The 25,313-nt window shown below is 68.8% G+C and carries 26 protein-coding genes and 1 tRNA gene; 18 read left to right on the top strand and 9 right to left on the bottom strand.

Going from position 1 to position 25,313, the window contains the following annotated elements; all coding sequences use genetic code 11:
• Position 1: 1 nt before the first annotated feature.
• Genes ccmE through VEC11_RS03765 form a run of 5 tightly spaced genes read left to right on the top strand, consistent with a single transcriptional unit; the run spans position 2 to position 4,092 of the window.
• Positions 2 to 436 (top strand): cytochrome c maturation protein CcmE, encoded by a 435-nt coding sequence (gene ccmE / locus VEC11_RS03785; protein ID WP_464129202.1) that lies wholly within the window; start codon positions 2 to 4, stop codon positions 434 to 436.
• The gene (locus VEC11_RS03780) at positions 433 to 2,409 is read left to right on the top strand and encodes a heme lyase CcmF/NrfE family subunit (RefSeq protein WP_464129201.1); all 1,977 of its coding nucleotides are present in this window, start codon (positions 433 to 435) and stop codon (positions 2,407 to 2,409) included. The genes ccmE and VEC11_RS03780 overlap by 4 nt, the downstream gene beginning before the upstream one ends.
• Complete coding sequence (locus VEC11_RS03775; protein ID WP_464129199.1) at positions 2,406 to 2,942, top strand: DsbE family thiol:disulfide interchange protein; 537 nt, start codon at positions 2,406 to 2,408, stop codon at positions 2,940 to 2,942. Before VEC11_RS03780 ends, VEC11_RS03775 begins: the two co-directional genes overlap by 4 nt.
• Positions 2,939 to 3,349 carry a cytochrome c-type biogenesis protein gene (locus VEC11_RS03770; RefSeq protein ID WP_464129198.1) on the top strand — a complete coding sequence of 137 codons (411 nt, stop codon included), beginning with the start codon at positions 2,939 to 2,941 and terminating at the stop codon, positions 3,347 to 3,349. Before VEC11_RS03775 ends, VEC11_RS03770 begins: the two co-directional genes overlap by 4 nt.
• A complete protein-coding gene (locus tag VEC11_RS03765) occupies positions 3,349 to 4,092 on the top strand; it encodes a tetratricopeptide repeat protein (protein WP_464129196.1) in 744 nt (247 codons plus the stop codon). The genes VEC11_RS03770 and VEC11_RS03765 overlap by 1 nt, the downstream gene beginning before the upstream one ends.
• A 124-nt stretch (positions 4,093 to 4,216) precedes the next feature.
• On the opposite strand, the gene ald is transcribed toward VEC11_RS03765, so the two are convergent.
• Positions 4,217 to 5,317 carry an alanine dehydrogenase gene (gene ald / locus VEC11_RS03760; protein ID WP_464129195.1) on the bottom strand — a complete coding sequence of 367 codons (1,101 nt, stop codon included), beginning with the start codon at positions 5,315 to 5,317 and terminating at the stop codon, positions 4,217 to 4,219.
• Positions 5,318 to 5,467: 150 nt separating this feature from the next.
• Here ald and VEC11_RS03755 point away from each other — a divergent pair, with 150 nt between their 5' ends.
• Both VEC11_RS03755 and VEC11_RS03750 read left to right on the top strand, forming a co-directional pair.
• Positions 5,468 to 7,411 carry a potassium transporter Kup gene (locus VEC11_RS03755; RefSeq protein WP_464129194.1) on the top strand — a complete coding sequence of 648 codons (1,944 nt, stop codon included), beginning with the start codon at positions 5,468 to 5,470 and terminating at the stop codon, positions 7,409 to 7,411.
• Between the two features lie 7 nt (positions 7,412 to 7,418).
• Complete coding sequence (locus VEC11_RS03750; protein ID WP_464129192.1) at positions 7,419 to 7,925, top strand: 2'-5' RNA ligase family protein; 507 nt, start codon at positions 7,419 to 7,421, stop codon at positions 7,923 to 7,925.
• A gap of 118 nt (positions 7,926 to 8,043) precedes the next feature.
• On the opposite strand, the gene VEC11_RS03745 is transcribed toward VEC11_RS03750, so the two are convergent.
• The gene (locus VEC11_RS03745; protein ID WP_464129191.1) at positions 8,044 to 8,472 is read right to left on the bottom strand and encodes a DUF3775 domain-containing protein; all 429 of its coding nucleotides are present in this window, start codon (positions 8,470 to 8,472) and stop codon (positions 8,044 to 8,046) included.
• A gap of 160 nt (positions 8,473 to 8,632) precedes the next feature.
• Here VEC11_RS03745 and VEC11_RS03740 point away from each other — a divergent pair.
• Positions 8,633 to 8,709, top strand: a tRNA-Met gene (locus VEC11_RS03740).
• A gap of 53 nt (positions 8,710 to 8,762) precedes the next feature.
• Positions 8,763 to 9,140, top strand: coding sequence for a hypothetical protein (locus VEC11_RS03735; protein ID WP_464129190.1), 378 nt, complete (start codon positions 8,763 to 8,765; stop codon positions 9,138 to 9,140).
• Between the two features lie 113 nt (positions 9,141 to 9,253).
• Here the strand turns inward: VEC11_RS03735 and VEC11_RS03730 are convergent, their stop codons facing one another.
• Together VEC11_RS03730 and VEC11_RS03725 are read right to left on the bottom strand one after the other, a co-directional pair.
• Positions 9,254 to 10,495 (bottom strand): cupin domain-containing protein, encoded by a 1,242-nt coding sequence (locus VEC11_RS03730; protein ID WP_464129188.1) that lies wholly within the window; start codon positions 10,493 to 10,495, stop codon positions 9,254 to 9,256.
• Between the two features lie 59 nt (positions 10,496 to 10,554).
• Complete coding sequence (locus VEC11_RS03725) at positions 10,555 to 10,761, bottom strand: hypothetical protein (RefSeq protein WP_464129187.1); 207 nt, start codon at positions 10,759 to 10,761, stop codon at positions 10,555 to 10,557.
• Positions 10,762 to 10,953: 192 nt separating this feature from the next.
• Here VEC11_RS03725 and VEC11_RS03720 point away from each other — a divergent pair, with 192 nt between their 5' ends.
• Positions 10,954 to 11,337, top strand: a complete 384-nt coding sequence (locus tag VEC11_RS03720) for a helix-turn-helix domain-containing protein (protein WP_464129186.1) — start codon at positions 10,954 to 10,956, stop codon at positions 11,335 to 11,337.
• 35 nt (positions 11,338 to 11,372) lie between these two features.
• Here VEC11_RS03720 and hppD read toward each other — a convergent pair whose 3' ends face one another.
• Positions 11,373 to 12,443 (bottom strand): 4-hydroxyphenylpyruvate dioxygenase, encoded by a 1,071-nt coding sequence (hppD, locus tag VEC11_RS03715; protein ID WP_464129184.1) that lies wholly within the window; start codon positions 12,441 to 12,443, stop codon positions 11,373 to 11,375.
• Between the two features lie 80 nt (positions 12,444 to 12,523).
• Between hppD and trxB the strand changes: the two genes are divergently transcribed.
• Entirely contained in the window at positions 12,524 to 13,501 is a 978-nt protein-coding gene (trxB, locus tag VEC11_RS03710) for a thioredoxin-disulfide reductase (RefSeq protein ID WP_464129183.1), read from the top strand.
• Here the strand turns inward: trxB and VEC11_RS03705 are convergent.
• Genes VEC11_RS03705 through VEC11_RS03690 form a run of 4 tightly spaced genes read right to left on the bottom strand, consistent with a single transcriptional unit; the run spans position 13,489 to position 16,256 of the window.
• On the bottom strand, positions 13,489 to 14,304 hold the full coding sequence (locus VEC11_RS03705) for a hydrolase 1, exosortase A system-associated (protein ID WP_464129182.1): 816 nt from the start codon (positions 14,302 to 14,304) through the stop codon (positions 13,489 to 13,491). The two genes, trxB and VEC11_RS03705, sit on opposite strands and share 13 nt — an antisense overlap.
• Positions 14,292 to 14,960 (bottom strand): alpha/beta fold hydrolase, encoded by a 669-nt coding sequence (locus VEC11_RS03700; protein ID WP_464129180.1) that lies wholly within the window; start codon positions 14,958 to 14,960, stop codon positions 14,292 to 14,294. The genes VEC11_RS03705 and VEC11_RS03700 overlap by 13 nt, the downstream gene beginning before the upstream one ends.
• The gene (locus VEC11_RS03695; protein WP_464129178.1) at positions 14,957 to 15,235 is read right to left on the bottom strand and encodes an acyl carrier protein; all 279 of its coding nucleotides are present in this window, start codon (positions 15,233 to 15,235) and stop codon (positions 14,957 to 14,959) included. Before VEC11_RS03695 ends, VEC11_RS03700 begins: the two co-directional genes overlap by 4 nt.
• A 34-nt stretch (positions 15,236 to 15,269) precedes the next feature.
• Positions 15,270 to 16,256, bottom strand: a complete 987-nt coding sequence (locus VEC11_RS03690) for a GNAT family N-acetyltransferase (protein ID WP_464129177.1) — start codon at positions 16,254 to 16,256, stop codon at positions 15,270 to 15,272.
• Positions 16,257 to 16,305: 49 nt separating this feature from the next.
• Between VEC11_RS03690 and VEC11_RS03685 the strand changes: the two genes are divergently transcribed.
• The 7 genes from VEC11_RS03685 to VEC11_RS03655 all read left to right on the top strand — a co-directional run bounded on the left by VEC11_RS03685 (position 16,306) and on the right by VEC11_RS03655 (position 25,313).
• Entirely contained in the window at positions 16,306 to 17,811 is a 1,506-nt protein-coding gene (locus tag VEC11_RS03685) for an acyl-CoA ligase (AMP-forming), exosortase A system-associated (protein ID WP_464129176.1), read from the top strand.
• The gene (locus VEC11_RS03680) at positions 17,808 to 19,049 is read left to right on the top strand and encodes a pyridoxal-dependent decarboxylase, exosortase A system-associated (RefSeq protein ID WP_464129174.1); all 1,242 of its coding nucleotides are present in this window, start codon (positions 17,808 to 17,810) and stop codon (positions 19,047 to 19,049) included. The genes VEC11_RS03685 and VEC11_RS03680 overlap by 4 nt, the downstream gene beginning before the upstream one ends.
• A 165-nt stretch (positions 19,050 to 19,214) precedes the next feature.
• The gene (locus tag VEC11_RS03675) at positions 19,215 to 19,865 is read left to right on the top strand and encodes an XrtA/PEP-CTERM system exopolysaccharide export protein (RefSeq protein ID WP_464129173.1); all 651 of its coding nucleotides are present in this window, start codon (positions 19,215 to 19,217) and stop codon (positions 19,863 to 19,865) included.
• 48 nt (positions 19,866 to 19,913) lie between these two features.
• Positions 19,914 to 21,449: an XrtA system polysaccharide chain length determinant gene (locus tag VEC11_RS03670; RefSeq protein ID WP_464129172.1), complete on the top strand. Its 1,536-nt coding sequence runs from the start codon at positions 19,914 to 19,916 to the stop codon at positions 21,447 to 21,449.
• 8 nt (positions 21,450 to 21,457) lie between these two features.
• A complete protein-coding gene (locus VEC11_RS03665) occupies positions 21,458 to 22,447 on the top strand; it encodes a P-loop NTPase family protein (RefSeq protein WP_464129170.1) in 990 nt (329 codons plus the stop codon).
• Positions 22,437 to 24,182 (top strand): hypothetical protein, encoded by a 1,746-nt coding sequence (locus VEC11_RS03660; protein ID WP_464129168.1) that lies wholly within the window; start codon positions 22,437 to 22,439, stop codon positions 24,180 to 24,182. The genes VEC11_RS03665 and VEC11_RS03660 overlap by 11 nt, the downstream gene beginning before the upstream one ends.
• Before the next feature lie 27 nt (positions 24,183 to 24,209).
• Entirely contained in the window at positions 24,210 to 25,313 is a 1,104-nt protein-coding gene (locus tag VEC11_RS03655; RefSeq protein WP_464129167.1) for an ExeA family protein, read from the top strand.

Below are 25,313 nucleotides of genomic sequence, written 5' to 3'. Positions count from 1 at the left end.
CGTGAAGCGGAAGCACCAGCGCCTCACCCTCCTGCTCCTCGCCATCGGCGCGGTGCTCGGCGCCGTCCTGCTCGCCATGTGGGGGCTCAGGGGCAATGCGAGCTTCTTCTACGCGCCCGAGGACATTGCCAGGCAGGGCGGCCCGCCCACCGACCGTGCCGTCCGCGTCGGCGGCATGGTCCGCCGGATCGAGCGGCAGCCGGATGGAATCAGCATCCGCTTCACGATCGGCGACAACAGCGCGCACGTCATCCAGGCGCGCTATACCGGCATCACGCCCGAGCTGTTCCGCGAGGGCGGGGGCGTCATCGCAGACGGCCGCTTCCAGGCCGACGGCAGCTTCACCGCCACCGAGATCCTCGCCAAGCATGATGAGAATTACATGCCGCCGGAATTGACCGAGCGCGGCATGCACAAGACGGACGCCGTCCGGTGATCGCCGAGGCCGGCCTCGCCCTGCTCTGGCTCGCCGGGGCGATGTCGCTGCTCCAGCTCGTGCTCGGCTGGGCGGCGCTCCGCCCAGGCGGCGAAGGCTTGCTCCGCATCGTGCGCCCCGTCGCGGTCGCGCAGGGCGTCCTCGTCGCGCTCTGCTTCCTCAGCCTGATCTGGCTGTTCCTGCAGACCGATCTCTCGGTGAAACTGGTCGCGCAGAACAGCCATTCTCTGAAGCCCTGGCTCTACAAGTTCGCCGGCGCCTGGGGAAATCACGAAGGCTCGATGCTGCTCTGGGTGACCGTGCTCGCGGTCGCCGGCGCCGCCGTCGCCCTGTTCGTGCGCAAGCTGAGGCAGGACACGCTGATCGCGACCCTGGTCGCGCAGGCGGCGATCGGGCTCGGCTTCTATGCCTATATCCTCGCCGTCTCCAACCCGTTCGAGCGGCTGCTTCCCGGGCAGATCCCGCTCGAGGGCAATGGCCTCAACCCGCTCCTGCAGGACCCCGGCCTCGCCTTCCACCCGCCGACTCTCTATTTCGGCTATGTCGGCATCTCGATCGCCTTCTCCTTCGCGGTCGGCGCTCTCATCACGCGCGACGTCGGACCGGCTTTCGCCCGCGCCATGCGGCCCTGGGTGCTGGCCGCCTGGATCTTCCTGACGCTGGGCATCACCGCCGGTTCCTACTGGGCCTATTATGAGCTGGGCTGGGGCGGCTGGTGGTTCTGGGACCCGGTCGAGAATGCCTCGCTCATGCCCTGGCTCGCCGCCACCGCCCTGCTGCACAGCGTCACCGTGCTGGCGACGCGGGCGGGGCTCAGGGCCTGGACGATCATGCTCGCCGTGGTCGCCTTCTCCATGTCCATGATCGGCACCTTCCTGGTCCGCTCGGGCATCCTCACCAGCGTGCACAGCTTCGCCGTCGACCCGCGCCGCGGCGTCTTCATCCTCGTCCTGCTCGCTTTCTATATCGGCGGCGCCTTGCTCCTGTTCGGGCTGCGCGTCCGGCACGTGAAGGAGGGCTCGACCTTCGAATTGGTCAGCCGCGAGGCATCGCTGGTGGTCAACAATCTCCTGCTGTCCGTCGTGCTTGGCATCGTCTTCTACGGCACGCTCTACCCGCTGGTCACGCAGGCCCTCGGCTACGACGTCTCGGTCGGCGCGCCCTATTTCAACGCCTTTACCGGGCCGATCGCGCTCGTCCTCGTCGCGCTGATGGCGCTGGGCCCCATGCTGAAATGGCGCCGCGACCGGCTGCGTGAGACCGCGGGCCGCATCGCCATTCCCGCCTTGCTCAGCGCCGCGACCTTGCTGGCAATCGTCCTGCTCGCGCCCGACACGCGGCCGCTGCCGATGTTCGGGCTCGCCGTTGCGGTCGGCGTCGGCGTCGCCAGCCTGCTGCCGCTCATGGGCCGCAACCTCAGGCGGACGCCGCTGTTCACCTGGGGAATGGTGGTCGCCCACCTCGGCATCGCCGTCGCGCTCGCCGGCATGGCCAGCGAGAGTGCCTTTACGAAAGAGACGCTCGTGGCCGCAGCCCCGGGGCAGACCGTCCGCGTCGCCGACTTCACGGTCAAATATAATGGCGTGCAGCCGGTGACCGGGGCGAACTTCACCGCGCTCCAGGCCGAGCTCGAGGTCCGCCGCGGCGATGGCGCGCCCTTCTTCATGTATCCCGAGGCGCGGCTGTTCAGCACCCCGCCCATGCCGACCAGCGAGGCGGCGATCCGCACCCTCTGGAACGGCCAGCTCTACGTCGCCGTCGGCGATCCCTCCGATCCCAACAACCAGGGCGGCCGGCGCCAGCTCCGGCTCTGGTGGAAGCCGCTGGTGACGCTGATCTGGCTCGGCGGTTTCCTCGTCGCTTTGGGCGGCCTGCTGGCGCTCGTCGGCCGGCTCAGGCGCGACCGGCGCAGCAAGGCGCCGTCGGCGGACGAGGCGGCGGCCGCACCGGAGCGCGGGGAGGCCTTTGCGTGAAGAAGCTGCGCCTCATCCTCTGGCTGCCGCTGATCGGCTTCGCCATCTTTCTCATCGTCTTCGCGATCGGGCTCGACCAGCCGGAGCAGAAGACGATCCCGTCCGCCCTGATCGGCCAGCCCATGCCCGAATTCGCGCTGGCGCCGGCCATGCCGGGCCGGCCCGGCCTCTCCAGCGCCGACCTCCGCCGCGGCCAGCCGCGCCTGATCAACGTCTTCGCCAGCTGGTGCATTCCCTGCCGGCAGGAGGCGCCGCAGCTCGAGGAACTGGCCCGCCGCGGCATCCCGATCGACGGCATTGCCGTGCGCGACCGGCCGGAGGACCTGACCCGCTTTCTCGGCACCTATGGCGATCCGTTCCGCTCGATCGGCGCCGATGTCGACCGGCGCGTCCAGCTGAACCTCGGCTCGGCGGGCGTGCCCGAGACGTTCATCGTCGACGGCCGCGGCGTGATCCGCCACCAGCATATCGGCCCGATCAACGCCGGCGACATGCCCGCGATCATGGCCGCCTGGGAAGAGGCGTCGCGATGAGGCGCATGCTTGCCGCACTGGCGCTGTTCCTCGCCGCGCCGGCGCTCGCCGATTCGCTGCTGCCGCCGGCGCGCTGGGCGAACGTGCAGCTGCCCGATCCGGCCAAGGAACGGCAGGCCAAGGCGCTGATGGAATCGATCCGCTGCCTCGTCTGCCAGGGTGAATCGATCGCCGACAGCCCGGCCGAGATGGCCGGCGACATGCGCTCGCTGATCCGCGAGCGCATCCAGGGTGGCGAGGCGCCCGAATCGATCCGGCAATGGCTGATCGCCCGCTATGGCGACCAGATCAGCCTGCAGCCGCCCTTCCGCTGGCAGAATCTCACGCTCTACCTCCTGCCGCTCATCCTGCTCGTCGGCGGCTTCTTCCTCGCCCGCGGCCGCTTCCGGCGAAAGGCGAGACGCTGATGGGCTGGGTGACGATCGTCCTCCTCGCTTTGGCCATCGGTGCCGGCCTCTGGCCGTTCGTGCGCAGGGACAGGGGCGCGCTGCAATTCCTGGCCGCGGCGCTCCTGCTCGCGCTGGCGGGCTATAGCTGGCAGGGCCGTCCGGACCAGCCCGGCAGCCCGAAGACCGCCCAGGCCCGGCAGGCGCTGCCGGACGACGACTTCACCATCCTCCATCCGGAGCTGCTCGGCCGCTTCGACCGGGCCTATGCCTGGATGGTGCGCGCGGATGCGGACCGGCGCGAGGGCAATCTGCTCGGCTCCGCCCAGACCCTGGAAGGGGCGGTGCGCAATCATCCGCGCAACTATGCGCTCTGGACGGCCTATGCCTATGCGCTCGTCGCGGCGAACGAGAATCTGATGAGCCCGGCCTCGCAGCTCGCCTTCGAGCGCGCCTACCGGCTCGCCCCCAACCATCCGGCGCCGGTCTTCGTCTACGGCCTCGCGCTCGCCCGCGGCGGCAATTGGGACCAGGCCGAGCAGGTCTGGCGCGAATTGTTGCAGGGGCTCGGCCCCAATTATCCACTCTACCGCGCGGCGATCGAGGAAAGGCTGGCCGCGATCCGCGAGGCCCGCCAGACGGGCACCCCGGTCCGCCCGGCCACCCCGCCGCAGCCGGCGCCGGGGCAGGGGGCGCCGCCGGGAGCACCGCCGGCGGGCGGCGAGCAGGCGGCGCCCGTCATTCTGGGCAACAGCTCCAACTAGTCATCCCGGCGAAAGCCGGGACCCATGAACAGCGTGGTTCGAATGAGGGGCGAAGCGGCCGTCGCAGGTCCGTCATCGCCCAAGTTCACGGGTCCCGGCCTGCGCCGGCAATCAGGTCCTCTTGCTAGGCCGGCTCGAAAGGCAGGCCCAGCGCCTCGGCCACGGCCTGGTGCCGGATCTTGCCGCCCGAGACGTTGAGGCCGGCGGCGAGGTGCCGGTCCGCCGCCATCGCCGCCTCCGCACCCTTGTTGGCGAGCTTCAGCACGAAGGGCAGGGTCGCATTGTTCAGCGCGAAGGCCGAGGTGCGGGCGACCGCGCCCGGCATGTTCGCGACGCAATAATGAATGACGCCGTCAATCTCGTAGACCGGATCGCTGTGCGTGGTCGGCTTCGAGGTCTCGAAGCAGCCACCCTGGTCGATCGCGATGTCGACGAGCACCGAGCCGCGCATCATCGTCTTGAGCTGGTCGCGGGTGACGAGCTTGGGCGCCGCCGCGCCGGGCACGAGCACCGCGCCGATCACCACCTGACTGCGCTTGATCGCCTCGGCGATCGCCGACTTGGAGGCATAGGCGGTCTTGATCTGGCTGCCGAAATGCATGTCCAGCTCGGCCAGCCGCTCGTTCGAGATGTCGTAGATGGTGACGTCGGCGCGCTGGCCCGTGGCCATCTGCGCGGCGTTGATGCCGGCGACGCCGCCGCCGAGGATCGCGACCTTGCACGGCGCCACGCCGGGCACGCCGCCGAGCAATTCGCCGCGGCCGCCCTGCTCCTTCTCCAGATAATGGGAGGCGACCTGGATCGACATCCGGCCGGCCACTTCGGACATCGGCTTCAGGAGCGGCAGCGCGCCCGAATCCGAGGTCACCGTCTCATAGGCGATGCAGGTCGCGCCCGATTTCATCAGGCCGTGCGTCTGGTCGGGGTCCGGGGCCAGGTGGAGATAGGTGAAGAGCAAATGGCGCGGCTCGAGCAGCGCGATCTCCTGCGCCTGCGGCTCCTTCACCTTCACGATCATGTCCGACTGGGCGAAAACCGCCGCCGCATCGGGGGCGATCGTGGCGCCGACATTGACATAATCCTGGTCGGAGAAATCGATGCCCGTGCCGGCATTGGTCTCGACGATGACCTGGTGGCCGGCAGCGGTCAGCTCCGCGACCGAGGCCGGGACCAGGCCGACCCGATATTCGTGAACCTTGATTTCCTTGGGCACGCCGACGCGCATGCTCGATCTCCTGCATATGAAAGTGGCGCGTCTATAGCGGGACACTTACCCTTTGTCGCCGTTGCGAAGGCGAAATGCCGGTGCTAATGCGCCCGCCGCTCTGTATAGCGGGGCAGCAACGATAGAAAGTCGGACGTTCGTTCCTGACCGATGAGCGATAGCCCCGCCCCAGAGCTGCCCGCCGACCGACCGGCGGGGCATCATCATCCGCAATCGGGGCTGATCGGCCTCGCCGTCGGCGCGATCGGCATCGTCTTCGGCGACATCGGCACCAGCCCGATCTACGCCTTCCGCGAGACCTTCCACGGCCACCACCAACTCGCTGGCGGCGACCTCGAGATCATCGGCGTGCTCAGCCTGATCTTCTGGTCGATGATGATCGTGGTGGCGATCAAATATGTCACCGTCATCATGCGTGCCGACAACAAGGGCGAGGGCGGGAGCCTCGCCTTGCTCGCCCTGATCAACCGCAAGTCCTCCGAGGGCGAGAAACGGCGGCGCTGGACGGCGGGGATCGTGCTGCTCGGCGTCTTCGCCTGCGCGCTCTTCTACGGCGATTCGATGATCACACCTGCCATCTCCGTCCTCTCGGCGGTGGAGGGACTGAACACCGTGCAGACAGGCTTCGAGCCCTATGTCATCCCGATCGCCATCGGCATCCTCGTCGGCCTGTTCGCGATCCAGTCGCGCGGCACGGCCAAGGTCGGCGCCCTGTTCGGCCCGATCATGATCCTCTACTTCCTCACCATCTCGGTGCTCGGCGTCATGCACATCGCCGACAATCCGATGATCGTCCTGCACACCGTCAACCCGCTCAACGCGATCAACTTCTTCCTGACCGACGGCTGGAGCGCCTTCGTGGCGATGGGCTCGGTGGTGCTGGCCGTCACCGGCGCCGAGGCTCTCTATGCCGACATGGGCCATTTCGGCCGGCGGCCGATCGGCATCTCCTGGCTGTTCTTCGTGATGCCGGCCCTGATGCTCAACTATATGGGGCAGGGGGCGATGGTGCTGGCGCTGGACGGCCCCGCCGTCTCGCAGGCGCTGACCAATCCCTTCTTCTTCCTCGCGCCCGAAAGCCTGCGCCTGCCGCTCGTCATCCTCGCCACTTTGGCGACGATCATCGCCAGCCAGGCGGTGATCTCCGGCGCCTTCTCCGTCACCCAGCAGGCGATGCACCTGGGCTTCATCCCGCGGCTCAGGATCCAGCACACCAGCGCCAGCGCCGCCGGCCAGATCTACATCCCGGTGGTCAACTGGGCCCTGATGGTGATGGTCATCCTGCTGGTCCTGTTCTTCAAGACCTCGACCAACCTCGCCGCGGCCTATGGGATCGCCGTCACCGGCGCGATGTTCATCGACACCTGCCTGCTCACCGTCGTCCTGTTCGTGCTCTGGAAGTGGAAGCCCTGGCTCGCCGTGCCCGTGCTCGCCATCTTCTTCCTCGTCGACCTCGCCTATTTCGCCGCGAACCTGATCAAGGTGCCCGACGGCGGCTGGTTCCCGCTGATGATCGGCTTCTTCGCCTTCACCCTGCTCACCACCTGGGCGCGCGGCCGGCAGCTGATGATCAGGCGGATGAACGAGGCGGCGATGCCGGCCTCGATCTTCATCAAGTCCGCCGCCGCCAGCGCCACGCGCGTGCCCGGCACCGCCGTCTTCATGACCACCTCCTCGGACGGCATCCCGCATGCCCTTCTGCACAATCTCAAGCACAACAAGGTGCTGCACGAGCGGGTGCTGCTGCTGACCGTGAAGATCGAGGACGTGCCCTATGTCGAGGAGCAGAAGACCTTCCACCTGGACGAGCTCGGCCAGGGCTTCTACCGGCTGATCGTCCGCTACGGCTTCATGCAGGAGACGAACGTGCCCGCCGCGCTCGCCCGCGTCGACAATTGCGGGCCGCAGATCAGGATGATGGAGACGAGCTTCTTCCTCGCCCGCCAGACCCTGATCGCCGGGCCCAAGCCGGGCATGTGGGTGTGGCGCGAGAAGCTCTTCGCCTGGATGCTGCGCAACGCGGAAAGCGCGATGGAATTCTTCAGCCTGCCCCCGAACCGCGTCGTCGAGCTGGGCAGCCAGGTCGAGATTTGAAGCGCTGATGGGCGGGGGGCCGCTCATCGTCACCGCTCTGTTCGGCCCCGGCGACGACGGCTGGCTGCAGCTGCTGAGGCGCACGCACTATCCCGCCGAGCGCAACCAGGTGCCCGCCCACCTCACCCTGTTCCACCAGCTGCCGCCCAGCCTCGAGCGCGAGCTCGCCGCGCGCCTCGCCGCCGCCACTGCCGCGCCGCCGCCGCCCGCCACCATCGCCGGCATCATGGACCTGGGGGAGGGGACGGCCTTCCGCGTCGAGAGCCCCGCGCTGGAGGCGATCCGCGACACGCTCGCCGAGGCTTTTCACGGCCTGCTCATGCCGCAGGACCCGGCGCCCTGGCGCCCGCACGTCACCGTCCAGAACAAGGTCTCCCCGCGCGAGGCCCGGTCGCTGCAGCAGCAGCTCCGGGCCACCTTCGAGCCGCGGCCGCTGCAGCTCAGGGCGCTGGCGTCATGGCTTTACCTGGACGGCCCCTGGGAGCCGCTGAAGGTGCACCCCTTCCGCCGCTAGGTTTCGCGACTGAAGGTGTCGTGGTCCGGCGAAGGCCGGACCGCTGGACGAGAAGTCTCGGCATATCTCCCAACGGTCCGGCCCGCGCCGGACCACGCCTCACGCACCACGTCTCGCCTCAGTCGACCTGGCCGATCCCGTCGCAGCTATAGTCGAAGGCGGCCAGGCCGGCGTCCAGATAGCCCGCCAGCAGCGGCATGTCGGTCAGCTCGTCGATCCGCTCGTCCGGCCCCAGGTCGCTCGCCTCGGCGAAGGCCTCGTCCCATTCGCTTGCGTCATAGGTGCCGCGGCCGACCCAGGCGAGCGCCAGGATCTCGGCCAGCTGGTCCTCGGCCAGATCCTCGAGCGTCGCCTGCACCTCTTCCTCGACGCCGTCGTTGAGCTCGTCCTCGAGCACGGACAGGGTGCCGCCGCCTTCGCCGTCCTCCTCGAAATCGTCGACATCGTCGGGATCCTCGTCCGGCTCCTCGGCCGGGATCTGGGCTTCCAGCTCGCGCGCCCGCAGGATCAGGCGGCAGATGGTGTCGAGCGGCGTCAGCAATTCCATTTGGCTCTCTCCCATGTCCCGAAACGACAGGGCCCGGCCCCGGTTCCGGGCCCTTGAAATCCGGTCCGTCCGGCGCCAGTTGACCCGCAGGGCAGCGCTTTCTATAGCGCCGCCTCGCCCAAGGGCCGCGCGGCTCGCCGAAGCGGCCCGACGATGGTGGGGCGGAGTAGCTCAGCTGGTTAGAGCAGCGGAATCATAATCCGCGTGTCGGGGGTTCAAGTCCCTCCTCCGCTACCATCGCTTTTCCGCAAAACCCTTCCATCCGGCGGCGATGCGCCTATCTTGGCGCGATGCGCCCGGCATTCGCCTTGCTTGCTTTTGGCCTCGTCGCCGCCCCCGTGGCGGCGCAGCCCGCTGCGCCCGCGCCATCCCCGCAGGCCCCGGCCAATCCCTATGCGGGCCTGTTCACGCCCTGGGGCGGCGTGAACCGGGATTCGATCGACGCCGAGATCGCGACGGCGCAGCCGGCCGCCGAGCCGCAGAGCAACACCGTCCCCGCTTATTCCCCGCTCGAATCGCGCACCGAGGCCGAGGCGGTGGCGCTCGGCCGCCGCGTGGGCGAGGTGGTCCGCGCCGGCAATTGCGCGGAAGGCGAGCGGATCGCGCGCGAGGCCGGCGACTTCGCGTTGGTCCGGGCCGTCCGCGAGCATTGCCGCCGGCCCCGCTGACCCGGGGAAATCCCGGTATCAATTTGATTGCCAGCGCCCGCGCGCCTGCTATCCCTGAGGCCGCCTTTTGGGAAGAGGCAGAGCAGACCCCGGCCTGGCGCCGGGGTCTCTCCTTATGAAGCGATCCGCTCCAGATAGCCGCCGGCCCAGAGGCTGCGGATCAGTTCGTCCGGCTTCTCATGGTTCAGGTCCGCCGCGGTGAAGACGTCGCCGCTGAGCGCGATGTCCAGCGCATCCCCTTCTTCCGCCTTGAACTCGAGGTCGCCGCCCGGGCCGATCAGGATCAACTTGCCTTCGTCGTCGGCGACGTTCCAGGGCACGAAGCGGCGGCGGCGGTAGCGGTCGTCGGGCCGGGCTACGGCCGAGGCGGAGATCACGCCGGAGACGTTCGGCCGCCGCCCGCGCACGAAATTGTCGGCGAGCAGGTCGAAGGCGCCGTCCATGCTGGCATTCTTCGAGATCAATTTGATGAGCTTGTCGAAATGCTGGCGCGCCTGCTCGCGGTCGAAGTCGCGCTGGGCATAGCCGGCGGGCAGCGAGCGGCGGAAATCGGGCGAGCTCAAGGCCAGCTCGGAGATCGACTCGAGCAAAAGGTCCGCCCAGGTCTTGGTGATCATGCCGACGGTGATGTGCAGCGAAGGCTCCTCGCCGGCATTCTCCGCGTCGTGCATGATCCCGCGCGGCAGATAGAGGCAGTCGCCAGGGTTCAGCGTGAATTCCTGCGTGACCTCGCCGGGCTCGTAGCGGCCGACCTCGAAGCGCTCGCCCCGGAACGGCGTCTCCACCGCGGTACCGTAGACGCGCCAGGCCTTGGAGCCCGAAATCTGCATAACGAACACGTCGTGATTGTCATAATGGGGCGGGAAGCCCTGATTGGCCTCGCCGTCCTCGGCGACCTGCGGGGTCAGATAGATATTGGTCTGCATGTGGCAGGTCAGCACTTCCTCCAGCGCCCGGCAGAATTCGCCGAGGTTGAAGATAGAATCGTGCAGCTGCGGCAGGATGATCGTCGCGCCGTTCAGATATTCCTCGGCGACGATCGCGCGGCTGACCCGGCCGTCATCGTCGATATAGTCGGTCCGCTCGATCCGGTTGCGGTGGTTGGTGAGGTCGACCAGCCCTTCGCGCAGGTCCGCCGAGTTGATGAAATGGTCGACGATGTCGAGCGTCAAGAGGTCGGCATAGCGGTCCGGCTCGTTCCTGATGTTGATCAGCGGCTTCCGCTCGTAATAATTTTCGAGGAAGTCCTCCTTGGCGATCGGGGCGATCAGGAAGCCAAGCGCATCCTCCTCCCATCGGGGGGAATCGCCCGCCTCGTCCGCCTTGAATTGCCCCGTCCGCAACACCTCGGTCATAATCAGCCTCTCCCCAGGGAAAGGCGAGTGTATCGGGCAGCTTGCGGGCGCGGAAGGGTCTATTTGCGCGGCTTCGGGCCGGGCAAAGCGGGATCGGCGCGATAGGGTTCAAGCGCCGTCTCGAGCAGCCGCAGGGTGGCCGTCGCCGGCGCAGCCAGCCGTTTCTGCTCCAGCGGTTCGCGGAAGGCGGCGAGCACGGCGCGCGCGGCCGCGGCCAGCAGCAGCTCCCGCGGCGTGAACGACTGGGGGGCAGGACCCTCCGGCATCACCGCCTGGCTTCTCGCGGCCGGGTCGGCTGCCGGGGCAGGCGCGTCAGCATCTCCTGGCCGCGAGAAAAACGGGCGCGCCTTCATTGAACAGGGCGGCAAGGCTCGGCATACATGAGGTCCAAAAGGGATGAATCCGCGTACTAGTTCATCGCTTTCCACTGAATTGTCAAGCAGGATTTTTCAAAACAGATGAGTTTCGGCACGCGCCTCGCAGAAGAACGCAAGCGGCTTGGGCTAAAACAGGCGGAATTCGCCGATCTCGTCGGGACGGACGTGCCGAAACAGAGCCTCTACGAAAATGACCGGCGCGAACTCCGGGCGGATTATCTTGCCCGGCTGGCCCAGGCCGACGTCGATATTGTCTATGTGCTGACGGGCCGGCGCAGCGAGGGCGAGTGGCTGCAGGAAGGGCCGAGCGAGCTCCTGTCCTGCTATCTGTCGCTGCCGGCCGAGATGCAGGAGGCGCTCGCGGGCCTCGCCCGCTCGCTCCGCGACCAGTTCAGCCGCACCCACGGCGCCCCGACCCTGCACACGCGGCGAGCGGATTACCGCGCGGGCGAGGGGAAGCGGTAGGCGAACTCCTCCCCGGTCCGGGGAGGAGTTACATCCTAGGCCTCCGCCTTCGCCGGAATCACCCCGCGACGGATCTGGTCGAGCTCGATGCTCTCGAACAAAGCCTTGAAATTGCCCTCGCCGAAGCCCTCATTGCCCTTGCGCTGGATGATCTCGAAGAAGATCGGGCCGACCATATTCTCGGTGAAGATCTGCAGCAGCAGACCCTCGCCCGTCTCGGGCGAGCCGTCGATCAGGATACGGCGCTTGCGCATCTCCTCGACCGAGTGGCCGTGGCCCGGCACGCGCTTGTCGATCATGTCGTAATAGGTGTCGGGCGTGTCCTGGAAGCGGATGCCGTTGGCGCGCAGCTTGTCCACGGTGCCGAAAATGTCGTCCGTGGCCAGCGCCAGGTGCTGGATGCCCTCGCCCTTATAGTCGCGGATGAACTCCTCGATCTGGCTGTGCTCGTCCTGACTCTCGTTGAGCGGGATGCGGATCTTGTCGTCCGGCGCGGTCATCGCCCGGCTGAGCAGGGCGGTCTGCTTCCCCTCGATGTCGAAATAGCGAATCTCGCGGAAGTTGAAGATCCGCTCGTAATAGCCGGCCCAATAATCCATCCGCCCGCGGCGCAGATTGTGAGTGAGATGATCGAGCGTGTGCAGGCCGACGCTGTTCTGCTCGGGGGTGGCGCCTTCCACCGGCACGAAGTCCACGTCGTAGATGGTCCGGGGGCCCTTCCTGTCGACCAGGTAGAGGTTCGCCCCGCCAATCCCCTCGATCGCGGGAATGTCGAGCTCGCCCGGCCCGCGCTCTCCCGCCACCGGCACCGCGCCGCGCTCGACCGCGAGCTTCAGCGCCTCGGCCGAATCCTTCACCCGGAAGGCCATGGCGTTGGCGGAGGGGCCGTGCGCCTCGCGGAAGTCCGCGACCTGGCCGGTCGGCTCCATGTTCAGAAGGAAGTTGATGTCGCCCTGGGTGTAGCGCCGCACGTTCTTCGAGCGGTGATTGGCGAGATGGGTGAAGCCCATCGCCGTGAACAGGTTGGCGAGCGCCGCGGGATCGGGGCCGGTGAACTCGACGAACTCGAAGCCGTCGAGGCCCATGGGATTGTTGTGCTGGGTCATGGCCGCGGCTCATACCAGCGCCCGCGAGTCCCGGCAAATGGGCCGTTGCCGACCGGGGGTGCAGTCCCTAAGTCGTTTCGATGACCGCTACCCACAGCTCTCGCATGATCATCCTCGGCTCCGGCCCGGCCGGGCTGACCGCCGCAATCTACGCCGCCCGCGCCGGCCTCGCGCCGATCGTCGTCCAGGGCATCCAGCCCGGCGGCCAGCTCACCATCACCACCGATGTCGAGAATTATCCCGGCTTCGCGGACGTCATCCAGGGTCCCTGGCTGATGGAGCAGATGCAGAAGCAGGCCGAGCATGTCGGCACCAAGATGGAATGGGACCATATCTCGAAGGTCGACCTCAGCCAGCGTCCGTTCCGGCTCGAGGGGGACAGCGGCACCGTTTATCTGGGCGACACCCTGGTGATCGCGACCGGCGCGCAGGCGCGCTGGCTGAACCTGCCCACCGAGGAGCATCTGAAAGGGAAGGGCGTCAGCGCCTGCGCAACCTGCGACGGCTTCTTCTACCGGGGCAAGAAGGTGGTGGTGATCGGCGGCGGCAACACCGCGGTCGAGGAAGCGCTATACATGACCAACCACAGCCATGACGTGACGCTGATCCACCGCCGCGACTCGCTCAGGGCCGAGAAGATCCTGCAGCAGCGACTGTTCGCCCATCCCAACATCAACGTCCGCTGGAACAGTGAGGTCGCCCGGTTCGTCGCGGGCGGCACGCCCGAGACCCTGGTCGCGGTCGACCTCAGGGACACCAAGACGGGCGAGATCGAGCGGCTGGACACGGAGGGTGCCTTCGTCGCCATCGGCCATTCGCCGGCGACCGGGCTGTTCCGCGGCCATCTCGACCTCGACGATGACGGCTATCTCCGCGTCGAGACCGGCACGACCCGCACCAGCGTGCCCGGCGTCTTCGCCTGCGGCGACGTGATGGACAAGATCTACCGCCAGGCGGTCACCGCCGCCGGCACCGGCTGCATGGCCGCGCTCGACGCCGAGAAATTCCTCGCCGAGGCGGACTTCGAAACCGCCGAGCCCGCGCTTCAGGAGGCCTGAGCTTCGTCCTCCGCGAATGCCGCCATCGCCGTTTCCACGGCCATGAGCAGCATCGCGTCGTCGCCCGGACGGGCGAAGGTATGCGAATCGGTCTCGATCACCTGGGTCGCGCGGATCAGGTCGGGATAGGTCCAGCCGCGGATCTCGGCGTCGGCCGCGATCGCTGTATTGTCGCCGCGGCAGAGGATGACCTCGGCGGGGAGCCGATGACGGAGCAGCGCCCGGGCGACGTCGTTGGACAGGCTTTCCGGCTGCTTCCGCAAGAACAGGCTGCGAATGCCGCGCCATAACTTCCTGAAATTGACCGCTCCCGTCAGGAGGCGCTTCCAGCCTTCCCAACTCAGCAGCCGCTTGCGGTAATGCGCGCGGATCGCGGCCGGGGCAGGGGCGCCCTCCTCGGCCTCGACCAGCCAGGGATTGGCGAGGATCAGCCCGTCCAGCCCGGCCTCGTCGCCGTAAAGTGCAAGCGCGCTGGCCCCGTCGCAGAGGCCGAAGCCGATCACCGACCTGAGGCGAGGCACCTCGCGCCGGAACGCGTCGGCCGCCGCCTTCAGGTCCGGCCCGCTCCCCCTGAAGCCGGGATCCTCGCCATTGCTGTCGCCAACCCCGCGCCGGTCATAGCGGAAGCAGGCATAGCCCTTATCCGCCAGTGCCTTGGCAAGCCTTTCATACATCCGATGCGAACCGATCCGGGTCTGGCTCCCCCCGATCACCAGCAAGACACCCTGCGCGGCACCTTCGCCAACATCGACGCTCCCCGCCAGGGTCGCGTCGCCACAGGGAAAGGCGATCAGGCGGCGCACGCGCGGCACCATTCGGCTAGGTCGGCGGCCAGCGCCACGGCCAGTTCCTCCGACGTGCCGGGTTCGGACCGCCGCCACAGCGCCGGCCCGTCCAGCTTGAGGTCCGCCGCCTGCGCGTCGGTCGCAAGCCGCACCGTGCGCAGCGGCGAGACCGCGGCCGCCGTGGCGCCGGCCAGCCCCGCCTTCAGCGCATCGGAAGGCGCATAGCCCGCCCATTCCACGCCCGCGAGGCCGGCGCGCACCATGTCCCGCTGCAGCGCCAGCCCGTCCACCGGGGCGAACCGCCAATGGCCGCGCGCCGTCGCCGCATCGTCGAGCAACACCCCGCCGCGCATCGCCGCGGTCAGTGGCTTGCCCGCCTTCTCCGCCACATAAGCGGCGGCGGCGGTGACGTCATGACGCCAGTCGCCCCAGGCCATGTCAGCCAGCGCCGCCCCGCTTTCGCCGGTGCCGCCGAGGTCGGGCAGCCAGCAGCCGAAGCCCTCGGCCGCCAGCCGGCGCATCACCGCGGCAAGCAGCGCCCGCGTCCGGTTCATCTCCTCGAAGAGCGGTGGGACGAAGAGGATGGCGGGGGCGTCCTCCGCCCCGATCCGCATCAGCCATTCCGCGCGGCCGCCGCTCTCGAACGTCTCGAAGGCGAGGCCGGCCCCGCTCATATCAGGGTCTTGCTGCGCGCGAAGGTCAGGAGCGCGCCGAACGTCTCCATCATGTCGGCGTCGACCTCATGGTCCTCGATCAGGATGCCGAGCCTCTCCTCGAGCTCGGTGAGCAGGCCGGCGACGGCCATCGAATCGAACTCCGGCAGGGCCCCGAACAGAGGTGTTTCCTCGCGGAAGCCGGCGACGCGCGCCGGGTCCAGCCCGAGCACGTCGGCGAGCACGGCGCGCAGGGTCGCCTCGACCTCTAGTCCATCATTGGGCGCGGCGGCCATGTCTCTGCTCTTCCCCTTTGTCGTGCAGCGCGGACTAACCCCTGCGGAGCCGCCCCGCAAGCGCGCGCGCCGAACCCGCGAGGCCGCGCAGCGTCCCGGGATTCCACGCCTCGAGCCGCCAGAGCGGCCGCCTCTCCTCCATCCAGTCGCGCTTATAGGCGTCGTCGCCGGTGCCGTAATCGATGACCTTGACCCGGTCCTGGTCGATCGCGCGGCGGAACATCGCCTCGCCGAGGATGGTCCCGGGCGAGTGCTCCTTCGCATCCTCGCGATAGGCGAGCTTGTGGATCGTCGCCTCGCCATTCTCGACGAGCCAGAGCTGCACCGCCAGGGGCTTGCCGTCCTTGCGCGCGACCCCGAGCCGGAGCGTGCCGGCCGCGCCTTCCTGCTCGGCGAGCGCGCGGAGGAAGGGGAAGGAGCCTTCCTCGGGCTTCCAGCTCGCGCGATAGACCTCTTCGTAGGCCGCCCAGGCGCCCTCGTCGAACCGGTCGAATATCTCCAGGTCGAGCCCGGCCGCCCTGGCCTTGCGCTTCGCGGTGCTGCGCAGCTGGCCCGGCCGCTTCGCCCAGTAAGCGGCGAAGTCCTCGCCTTCGGTGCGCACGCGCCAGTTGCCGGTCTTCTCGGTCAGCCGCACCTTCCAGCCGGCGGCCCGGAAGGCGGCGGCCAAGGGCTCTGGATCCTCGATCGGGGCCAGTTCCAGTTCGGCAATGCCACTCCTGCGGATCGCTACGGCCAGCGGCGTCATGACGTCATTTTCGCCTATCCCGTTGAATCGCAACGAATACCAGGCGGCGTAGGCGCGCGCTTTCCGGCCCTCCACCGCCAGGAACAGCCAGGCGGCCTTCTCGCCGTCCCGCGCCCGCCAGACGGCAAGGCTGCCCGGCGGGGGGACATGGGCGTGCAGCAGGCGAAACCAGGACAGGCGATCATAGGGGCTCGCCTGGCGCGCACGGTCCAGCGCCCCCGCCGCATCCTCCGCCACGGCGTCCAGATCTGTGAACAAAGCGATGTTAACCGTCACGCTTTATGCCCCTTCGCCGCCGCCCTATCATGCCCTCCTTTAAGCAGGAATGAAGTTGACCTCCCCCGATCCCACGCCGCAGCCGCTCGACCATCTCACCCTGCGCGGCGATCCCGCGGCGCCGGCTTTGCTGAGCCGCGAGGGCATGCTCGATTATGCCGCTCTGGAGGACGCCGTCGGCCGCCTGGCCGCGGCGCTGCGGGCGCGGGGCCTGAGGCATGGCGACCGGATCGCCTCCTGGCTGCCGAAGAACCGGCTGACCAGCCTGCTGCCTTTGGCGGCGGCGCGCGCCGGCTTCGTCCACGTCCCGGTCAATCCCTTGCTGAAGCGGATGCAGGTCGCCCATATCCTCGCCGATTGCGGCGCTTCCCTGCTCATCAGCGGCACTGCGCGGCTCGCCACGCTCGAGGCGGGGGACGTCAGCTGTCCGGTCCTCGACGAGGCGGAGGCGAACGCATTGTTCGAGCATGGCGACGCACTCGGCCCCTCCGGCCACGATCCCGAAGATCTCGCGGCCTTGCTCTATACGTCCGGCTCCACCGGCCGGCCAAAGGGGGTGATGCTCAGCCATGCCAATTTGTGGCTCGGTGCGATCAGCGTCGCGCATTATCTGCGCCTGACCCCTGAGGACCGCACGCTGGCGGTGCTGCCGCTCAGCTTCGATTATGGCCAGAACCAGCTGCTCTCCACCTGGGCGGCGGGCGGGGCGGTGGTGCCGCTCGACTATCTCACCGCCAGGGACGTGATGCGCGCGGTCGAACGCAACCAGATCAGCACCTTGGCCGGTGTTCCTCCGCTCTGGGTACAACTGGTCGAGGCGCCCTGGCCGCCCGCGGCCGCGCTCTCCCTGCGCCGGCTCACCAATAGCGGCGGCAAGCTCGCACCCTCGGTCGTCCGGCGGATGCGCGAGGTCTTCCCGGCCGCGGACATCTATTCGATGTACGGCCTCACCGAGGCCTTCCGCTCCACCTATCTCGAGCCGGCCTTGCTCGACGCGCATCCCGATTCGATAGGCATGGCCATTCCCTTCGCCGAGATCATGGTCGTGGACGGGGAGGGCAGGGACGCCGTCGAGGGCGAGCTGGTCCATGCCGGCCCGCTCGTCGCCAAGGGCTATTGGCAGGATCCGGCGCGCACCGCCGAGCGCTTCAAGCCCGCGCCGGCGCACTCGTCTTTCGGCGGCATCGCCGTCTGGTCGGGCGACATGGTGCGCCGCGATCCGCAAGGATTGCTCTATTTCGTCGGCCGCGAGGACGGGATGATCAAGACCTCCGGCAATCGGGTCAGCCCGACCGAGGTGGAGGAGGCGGCGATCGCCTCGGGCCTGGTCTACGAGGCGGTCGCTCTGGGCTATCCGGACGACCGGCTCGGCGAGGGGATCGCGCTGGTCGTCCGCCCGGACCGGAGCGTGCAGGAGGAGGAGTTCAGAGCCTTTCTGAAGAAGCAGCTCCCCAATTTCATGCAGCCATCAAGGATCATCTGGCGCGACGAGCTGCCGCGCAGCCCGAACGGGAAGCTTGACCGCAACCTCCTGAAGGACGAGCTGAACGCATGAGCAAGCCCATGGGCCCGATCCCCGCCGGCTTCGCGGCGGACGAGGACAATATGCTGCTGATCGGCGGCCGACGCGCCGACGCGCTCGTCGCGGAGGCCGGCGACACGCCGCTCTTCGTCTACGACCTCGCTTTGATCGACGCGAAGATCGCCCGCTACCGCGCCGCCTTCCCCGGCGTGCACCTGCATTATGCCATAAAAGCAAACTCCTATCAGCCGTTGCTCGATCATGTCGCGAAGCAGGTCGACGGCCTCGACATCGCCTCGGTCGGCGAGATGGACTTTGCCCTGGAGTCCGGCACGAGCGCGGACAGGATCAGCTTCGCGGGGCCCGGCAAGCGCGACGGCGAGCTCTCCGAGGCGATCCAGGAGGGGCTTACGCTCAACGCCGAATCCGAAGGCGAGGTCGAGCGAGCGCTCAGCATCGGCCGGAAGATCGGTCTGCGGCCGCGGCTCGCCGTCCGCGTGAACCCCGATTTCGAGATCAAGGGCTCGGGCATGCGCATGGGCGGCGGCGCCAAGCCGTTCGGCGTCGATGCGGCGCGCGTGCCCGCTCTGGTCCGCCGCATCGTCGACAGCGGCGCCGACTGGCGCGGCTTCCACATCTTCGCGGGCTCGCAGGCGCTCGACGCCGATGCCCTGATCGAGGCGCAGGCCGCCACCTTGGCGCTGGCCGCCCAGCTCGCCGAGGAAGCGGGGGCATCGCCACCGCTGGTCAATCTCGGCGGCGGCTTCGGCATCCCGCATTTCCACGGTGAACAGGCGCTCGACGTCGAGAAGGTCGGCATTGCCCTCGGCGATGGCCTTGCCGCCCGCGCCCCGATCCTGAGGGACACCCAGTTCGCGATCGAGCTCGGCCGCTGGCTCGTCGGCGAATGCGGCGTCTACCTGACCCGGATCGTCGACCGGAAGGTGAGCCACAACAAGACCTTCCTGATCGTCGACGGCGGCCTCCATCACCAGCTCGCCGCCTCCGGCAATTTCGGCCAGGTCGTGCGCCGCAACTATCCCGCCGCCATCGCCAGCCATTTCGGCGAGGAGGCGGAGGAGGAGGTCAATATCGTCGGCTGCCTCTGCACGCCGCTCGACCGGCTGGCCGATGACGTCATGACGCCGCGCGCCGAGGTCGGCGACCTGGTCGCGGTCTTCCTCGCGGGGGCCTACGGCCTCTCGGCCAGCCCGCAGGGCTTCCTCACCCAGCAGCCGGCGCTGGAGATGGTTCTGAACGCGCGCAATTAACGCCTTTCGGGCGGCCGGTCCCAAAGCGGGACACCGCTGGGCATGCGCCTCGTTCCTAACGCTAATTTTACCTCTTGCCCGCATAGCAGGCCGACTTCCCGCGCCTTTCATCCCCTTCGGGGACGTCCGGCACAGGGGATCGGAGCGAGTGAAGAGGGTTTGATCATGCGCGTTTCCGCCAGGTTCTTCGCCGGCCTTGCCGCCTCTGTGAGCATGCTGGCGCTCGCCGGCTGCGGCGGCAGCGGCGGCACCCGTTTCCTGCCGCCGGCCGCCTCCGCGTCCGATACCGCCGCGTCCCAGGTCGGCGAGAGCTACGTCATCGGCCCGATGGACGAGATCACCATCTTCGTCTGGCGCAATGCGGAGCTCGGCGCGAACGTCCAGGTCCGCCCCGACGGCCGCATCACCACGCCGTTGATCAGCGACATGATCGCCGCCGGCAAGACCCCGGCCCAGCTCGCCGACGACATCCGCGAGGTGCTGACCCGTTACATCACGGACCCGCAGGTCTCGGTCATCCTGAACCGCCCGCAGGGCACCTTCTCGCAGCAGATCCGCATCGTCGGCGCCACCGAGCGCCCGGCGGCGATCCCCTATCGCGCGAACATGACCCTGCTCGACGGGATGATCGCGGTCGGCGGCCTCTCCGAATATGCCGCCGGCAACCGCGCCCGCCTGATCCGCACCGATCGCGCGAGCGGGCAGCAGCGCGAATATGACCTCAGGATCACCGACCTGCTCCGGCGCGGCGACATCCGCGCCAACGTCCGGCTGGAGCCGGGCGACGTCATCATCATCCCCGAGAGCATGTTCTGACGCCCGCCCGCTGAACCCGAGGCCTGAACCGAAGGATTCCCGCCGATAATGGACGGACTTTACAGCCAGATCAGGATCGCCCTGCACCAGGTGTGGCGCCGCCGCTGGCTCGCGGCCGGCGTCGCCTGGGGCGTGGCCGTGCTGGGCTGGCTGGTCATTGCCCTGATCCCGAACAGCTACGAGGCCAAGGCCCGCCTCTTCATCCAGCAGCAGCAGGTCTTCGCCAACCTGCCGGGCAGCACGGTCGAGGACCGCAACGCCCAGATGCTGCGCCTGAAGCAGACCCTCGTCTCGAACGAAAATCTGACGCGCGTCGTCCGCCGCACCGACCTCAACTCGCTGGTTGCCAATGACCGGGACCTGTCCGCGGTCGTCTCGGCGCTGCGCACGCGGATCACCGTCACCCAGCAACCCGACGGCGGCCTCGAGATCAAGGCCAGCTCCAACATTTCCGGCTTCTCCAACGCCCAGAATGCGCGCACCGCCGCCGGCACCGTCCAAGGGCTGATCGACGCCTTTCGCGAGCAGAACATGTCGGGCGACCGGCAGGAAGCCGGCCAGGGTCTCGAAGTGCTGGACGAGGAGCTCCGCCGCCGCGAGGCCGCGCTGCGCGAGGCCGAGCAGCGCCGGGTCGAGTTCGAGCAGCGCTTCATGGGCGCGCTCCCCGGCACCGGCACGATCTCCGACCGGATGAACGCCGCGCGCACCGAGATGGCCGGGCTCGAACAGCAGATCGCCGCCCACCAGGCGTCGCTCACCGCGATGCGCGCCCAGCTCGCCTCGACCCCGGCGACCCTCCCGGGCATGGCCGGCGAGAGCAGCGGCACCGCCACCGGCCAGATCGCGCAGCTGCAGGGGCAGATCGCACAGAATCTCGCCCGCGGCTGGACCGAATCGCATCCCGACATCGTCGCCGCCCGCGCCCAGATCGCGCGCCTCCGGCCCTATGCGGCGCAGGAGCGCAGCTCCGGCAATACCGGCGGCATCTCCAATCCCTCCTACGTCTCGCTGCGCGCGATGATGGCGGAGCGCGAGGCGCAGCTGAGCGCGGCGATGACCCGCCGCAACCAGCTCCAGGCCGATCTCGGCCAGCTCTCCGCGCGCCAGTCGACCGAGCCCAGCCTCGCCGCCCAGCAGAGCCAGCTCGCCAGCGACTACAACACGCTGAAGACGCAATATGACCAGCTGGTCGCGCAGCGCGAGCAGATCCGCCTGCGCCGCGACATCAACAGCCGCACCAGCCCGATCAGCGTCTCGGTCGTCGAGCCGCCCAGCGTGCCGAGCGCACCCGCGGCGCCGAACCGGCCGATCTTCCTGACCCTGGTGCTGATCGTCGCGATCGGCGCGGGCGTCGCCGCGGCCTTCGTCAAGGCGCAGCTGCAGACCACCTTCCCGACCGCCAACCGCCTCGTCCAGGTCACCGGCCTCAAGGTCATGGGCACGGTCAGCGAGGTGGTGAGCGCGTTCGAGCGCAGCCGGCGGCGCAAGAAGCTCGTGCTGCTCGGCGGCACGTTGGCGGCGCTCGGCGGCGCCTGGGTCGTGCTGATGCTCGTCGAATTCTGGCAGCGCAGCGGCGTGGCGTGAGGAGCGAGATGGCCAAGCATATCCCCCAGTCGCTGCTCGAGCGCGCCGCCGAGATGTACGATCTCGGCTCCGCCCTGCGCGGCCCCGCGCCCGCGGCGCAGCCCGAGCAGGCGCGCGCGCCCGTCCCGGCGCCGGCCCCCGTGCCGGTGCCCGAGCCGACCCCCGAGCCCATGTCCGTCGCGGTCGAGGCGCCGAAGCCGGCGCCCGCCCCGGCGCCGGAGCCGGCCCGCCCCGTTTTCACCGCGCCCCGCACCGCCGAGCCGGCCGGCGAAGTGGCGGAGATCAATCGCGACGTGCTGGCCGCCAACGGCTTCATCGTCCCCGGCGCGCCGATGAACGCAATCGCCGAGGAGTTCCGGCTGCTCAAGCACACCTTGCTGTCCGACATCGCGGCGGCGAGGCGGCAGACCGAGGAGCAACGGCGCACCGTGCTCGTCTGCTCGTCGCAGCCGAAGGAAGGCAAGACCTTCTCGGCCATCAATCTCGCGCTCAGCCTTGCCGGCGAGAAGGAGCTGGAAGTGCTGCTCGTCGAGGCGGACTTCCTGAAGCCCGACGCGCTGGCCAAGCTCGGCATCGCCGGCGGGCCAGGCCTCGTCGACGCCTTGCTCGACAACGATTCCGATCCCGAAGCCTTCGTTATCCGCACCGACGTGCCGGGCCTCTCGGTCCTGCCCGCCGGCGCCAAGACCAATAATGTGCCGGAGCTGCTTGCTTCGGACCGATGCAGGGAGGTGCTGGCGAAGCTCGCCGGCAATCAGCGGCGGATCATCCTGTTCGATTCGCCGCCGGTGTTGATGGCGTCCCACGCGATTGTGCTCGCCGGCCTTGTCGGCCGGGCGCTCGTCGTCGTGCGCGCCGACCAGACAACCGAAGCCGACCTGCGCGAGGCCATCGGCCTGCTCCAGGGCTGCGAGATCAGCCTGATCCTGAATGGAGCAGGCCTCGCGGTCACCGGGCGCAAGTTCGGCTCATATGATGGATATGGCCATGAAGACTGAGCTTGCACTCGCGCGCCGCCTGACGCGCCTCACGCTGGCGCTGGGCGCCGCCGTCGTCGCGGCGGGGGCCGCGCAGGCGCAGGAGCGCCTCGGCTATGGCAGCTTTGGCGGCCCGGTCGCGTCCTCGCCCTCGGGCGGCGGCCAGGACGGCAGCAACGCCCGGGACGGCGATCCGCAGGCGGGCGAGGAGCCCCGGCCCAGCCGCCGGCGCAGCAACCGCCCGCAGCGCGCGCGGACCGACGTCTCGGCCTATCTCGAAGTCGCCCAGGTGCTCAGTGCCGACCTCGACAGCGGCGGCGAGACCCTGACCTATACGAGCGTCGCCGCCGGGGTTGACGGCACCGTGCAGACGCGGCGGGTCACCGCCCAGGTCAGCTATCGCTACGAGCGCGACATCGACTGGCAGGACGGCGGCATCGACCGCGACGCCCATGCCGGCCTTGCCATGGTCAACCTCCAGGTCGTCCCGGGCGCGCTGCAGATCGATGCGGGCGGCCTCGCCACCCGCACCGGCGGCGACGGCCGCGTCTTCGGCGTCACCAACCGCACCGACAATGTCGACGTCTATTCGGCCTATGTCGGCCCGACCCTCTCGACCCATGCCGGGCCGCTGGCGATCAACGCCTCCTACCGGCTCGGCTCGGTCTGGGTGGACGATCACCGCCCGAACAGCCCGCTTGACGAGGATTTCGACCATTCGACCGCGCAGAGCGCGACCGCGAGCATCGGCATGGCGCCGGGCCGCGGCCTGCCGATCGGCTGGACGGTCAGCGCCGGCTATGCCCGCGAGGACACGTCGGGTCGCTTCGACCAGGAATTCCAGGGCATGTATGTCCGCGGCGACATCGTCGTGCCGCTGAGCGCGACGCTCGCCGTCACGGCCGGCGTCGGCTATGAGGATATCGAGGCCAGCCAGCTCGATTTCGTGCGCGACGCGGGCGGCTTCCCGGTGATCGGCCCGAACGGCCCGACCCCGGATCCGAGCGCGCCCAGGCTGCTCACCTACGACCAGTCCGGCCTGATGTATGACGGCGGCATCATCTGGCGGCCCAGCCCGCGCACCGAGCTGCAGGTCCGCGCCGGCCACCGTTATGGCGGCACCACCTATTCGGGCTCGCTCGATCACCAGATCAACGAGCATCAGGGCGTCCATGCCGAGGTGTTCGACACGGTCGAGACGTTCGGCCGCTCGCTGACCAACGACTTTGCCGGCCTGCCGGTGGACCTCGACGTCAACCGCGATCCGCTGACCGGCGGCCTCGGCGGCTGCGCGTTCAGCCGGAGCGGGCAGGGCGGCCGCTGCTTCGACCGGTCGCTCTCGTCGATCACCGGCTCGACCTTCCGCGCCCGCGGCGGCAGCCTCGTCTTCTCCGGCGAGCGCGGTCTGTGGAGCTACGGCATCGGCGCCGGCTACGTCCATCGCCGCTATGCCCGCCCGGCTTTGGCCGGTGTCTCCTCCTTCGCGCAGACGGACGACAGCTGGTCGGTCTACGGCTCAATCGCGCGCCAGCTGAGCAGGACCTCGGAGGTCAATTTCGACGCCTTCGCCAGCTGGTATTCGAACGATGTGGACCCGAACACGGTGCGCACGCTCGGCGCGACCTTCAGCTACAACCGGAGCCTGTTCCTGGAGCGCCTCCGGCTGCTGGCCTCGGTCGGCATCTACAATACCGACGACGGCATCGACAGCGCGACCAACGCCTCGGCTCTCGGCGGTCTGAGGTACACGTTCTAAGAGCCTGTGCTCGCGGAGTAATTGTCTATGTACACCAACCATTATCGCCTGACCGGCCAGCCCTTCCAGCTGACGCCCGACGCGCGTTTCTGGTTCGACAGCCGGACGCACAAGAAGGCGATGGCCTATCTCGGCTACGGTCTCGCCCAGGGCGAGGGCTTCATCACCGTCACCGGCGAGATCGGCGCGGGCAAGTCCACCCTGGTCGCGCACGTATTGGCCAATATCGACCGGGCGCGGCTCAACGCGATCAGCCTGGTCTCGACCCAGGTCGAGGGCGACGACATGCTCCGGCTCGTCGCCCAGGGCCTCGGCGTCGCGACCGACAGGCAAGAGAAGGCGCGGCTGCTGGACCTGGTCGAGCAGCGGCTCGAGGAGGAGCTGCGCGCCGGCAAACGCACTTTGTTGATCGTCGACGAGGCGCAGAACCTGCCGGTGTCAGCGCTGGAAGAGCTGCGCATGCTCTCCAACTTCCAGATTGGCGGGCGGGCGCTGCTGCAGATCGTGCTGCTCGGCCAGCCCGAATTCCGGGACAAGCTCGCCGCGCCCGGCCTCGAGCAGTTGCGCCAGCGGGTCATCGCCACCCATCATCTCGACGCGATGGGCGCGGACGAGGTGGCGTCCTATGTCCGCCACCGCCTGACAAGGGTGGACTGGCAGGGCAATCCCGAGTTCGAGCCCGCGGCCTTCGACGCCGTCCACCGTCACTCGAGTGGCATCCCGCGCAAGGTGAACCAGCTGATGCAGCGCGTCATGCTGGCCGCGGCGCTGGAAGATGCCGAGCTGGTGACGGCCGCGACGGTCGAGGCCGTGGCCGCTGACCTGGGCGCCGATGCCCCGGCCCGGCCGGCCGTCGCGCCCGTGCCCGTCGCGCCCGCGGAGCCGATCGCCGCCGAGCCCATGCCCGCGGAGGAGAAGGTCTTTTCGCTCCGCTCCGCCCGCCGCACGGTCGAGGCAGTCCCGGCCCCCGAGCCGGTCGTCGTCGCCGATCCCATGCTCGAGCAAAGGATCGCGGCGCTCGAGGCGCGGGCCGAGGAGCAGGAGGCGCTGCTCCGCCGCGTGCTGATCCTGCTCGTCGACTGGGTCGAAAACTCTCAGGAACCGGCCTATCACCGCACCCACGCGGCTTAG

Origin of the sequence: Allosphingosinicella sp. (assembly GCF_035626655.1) — a bacterium.
GTDB lineage: Bacteria > Pseudomonadota > Alphaproteobacteria > Sphingomonadales > Sphingomonadaceae > Allosphingosinicella.
Note: the sequence above shows the minus strand (reverse complement) of the source record. Positions and strands in the feature narration are given on the sequence as shown.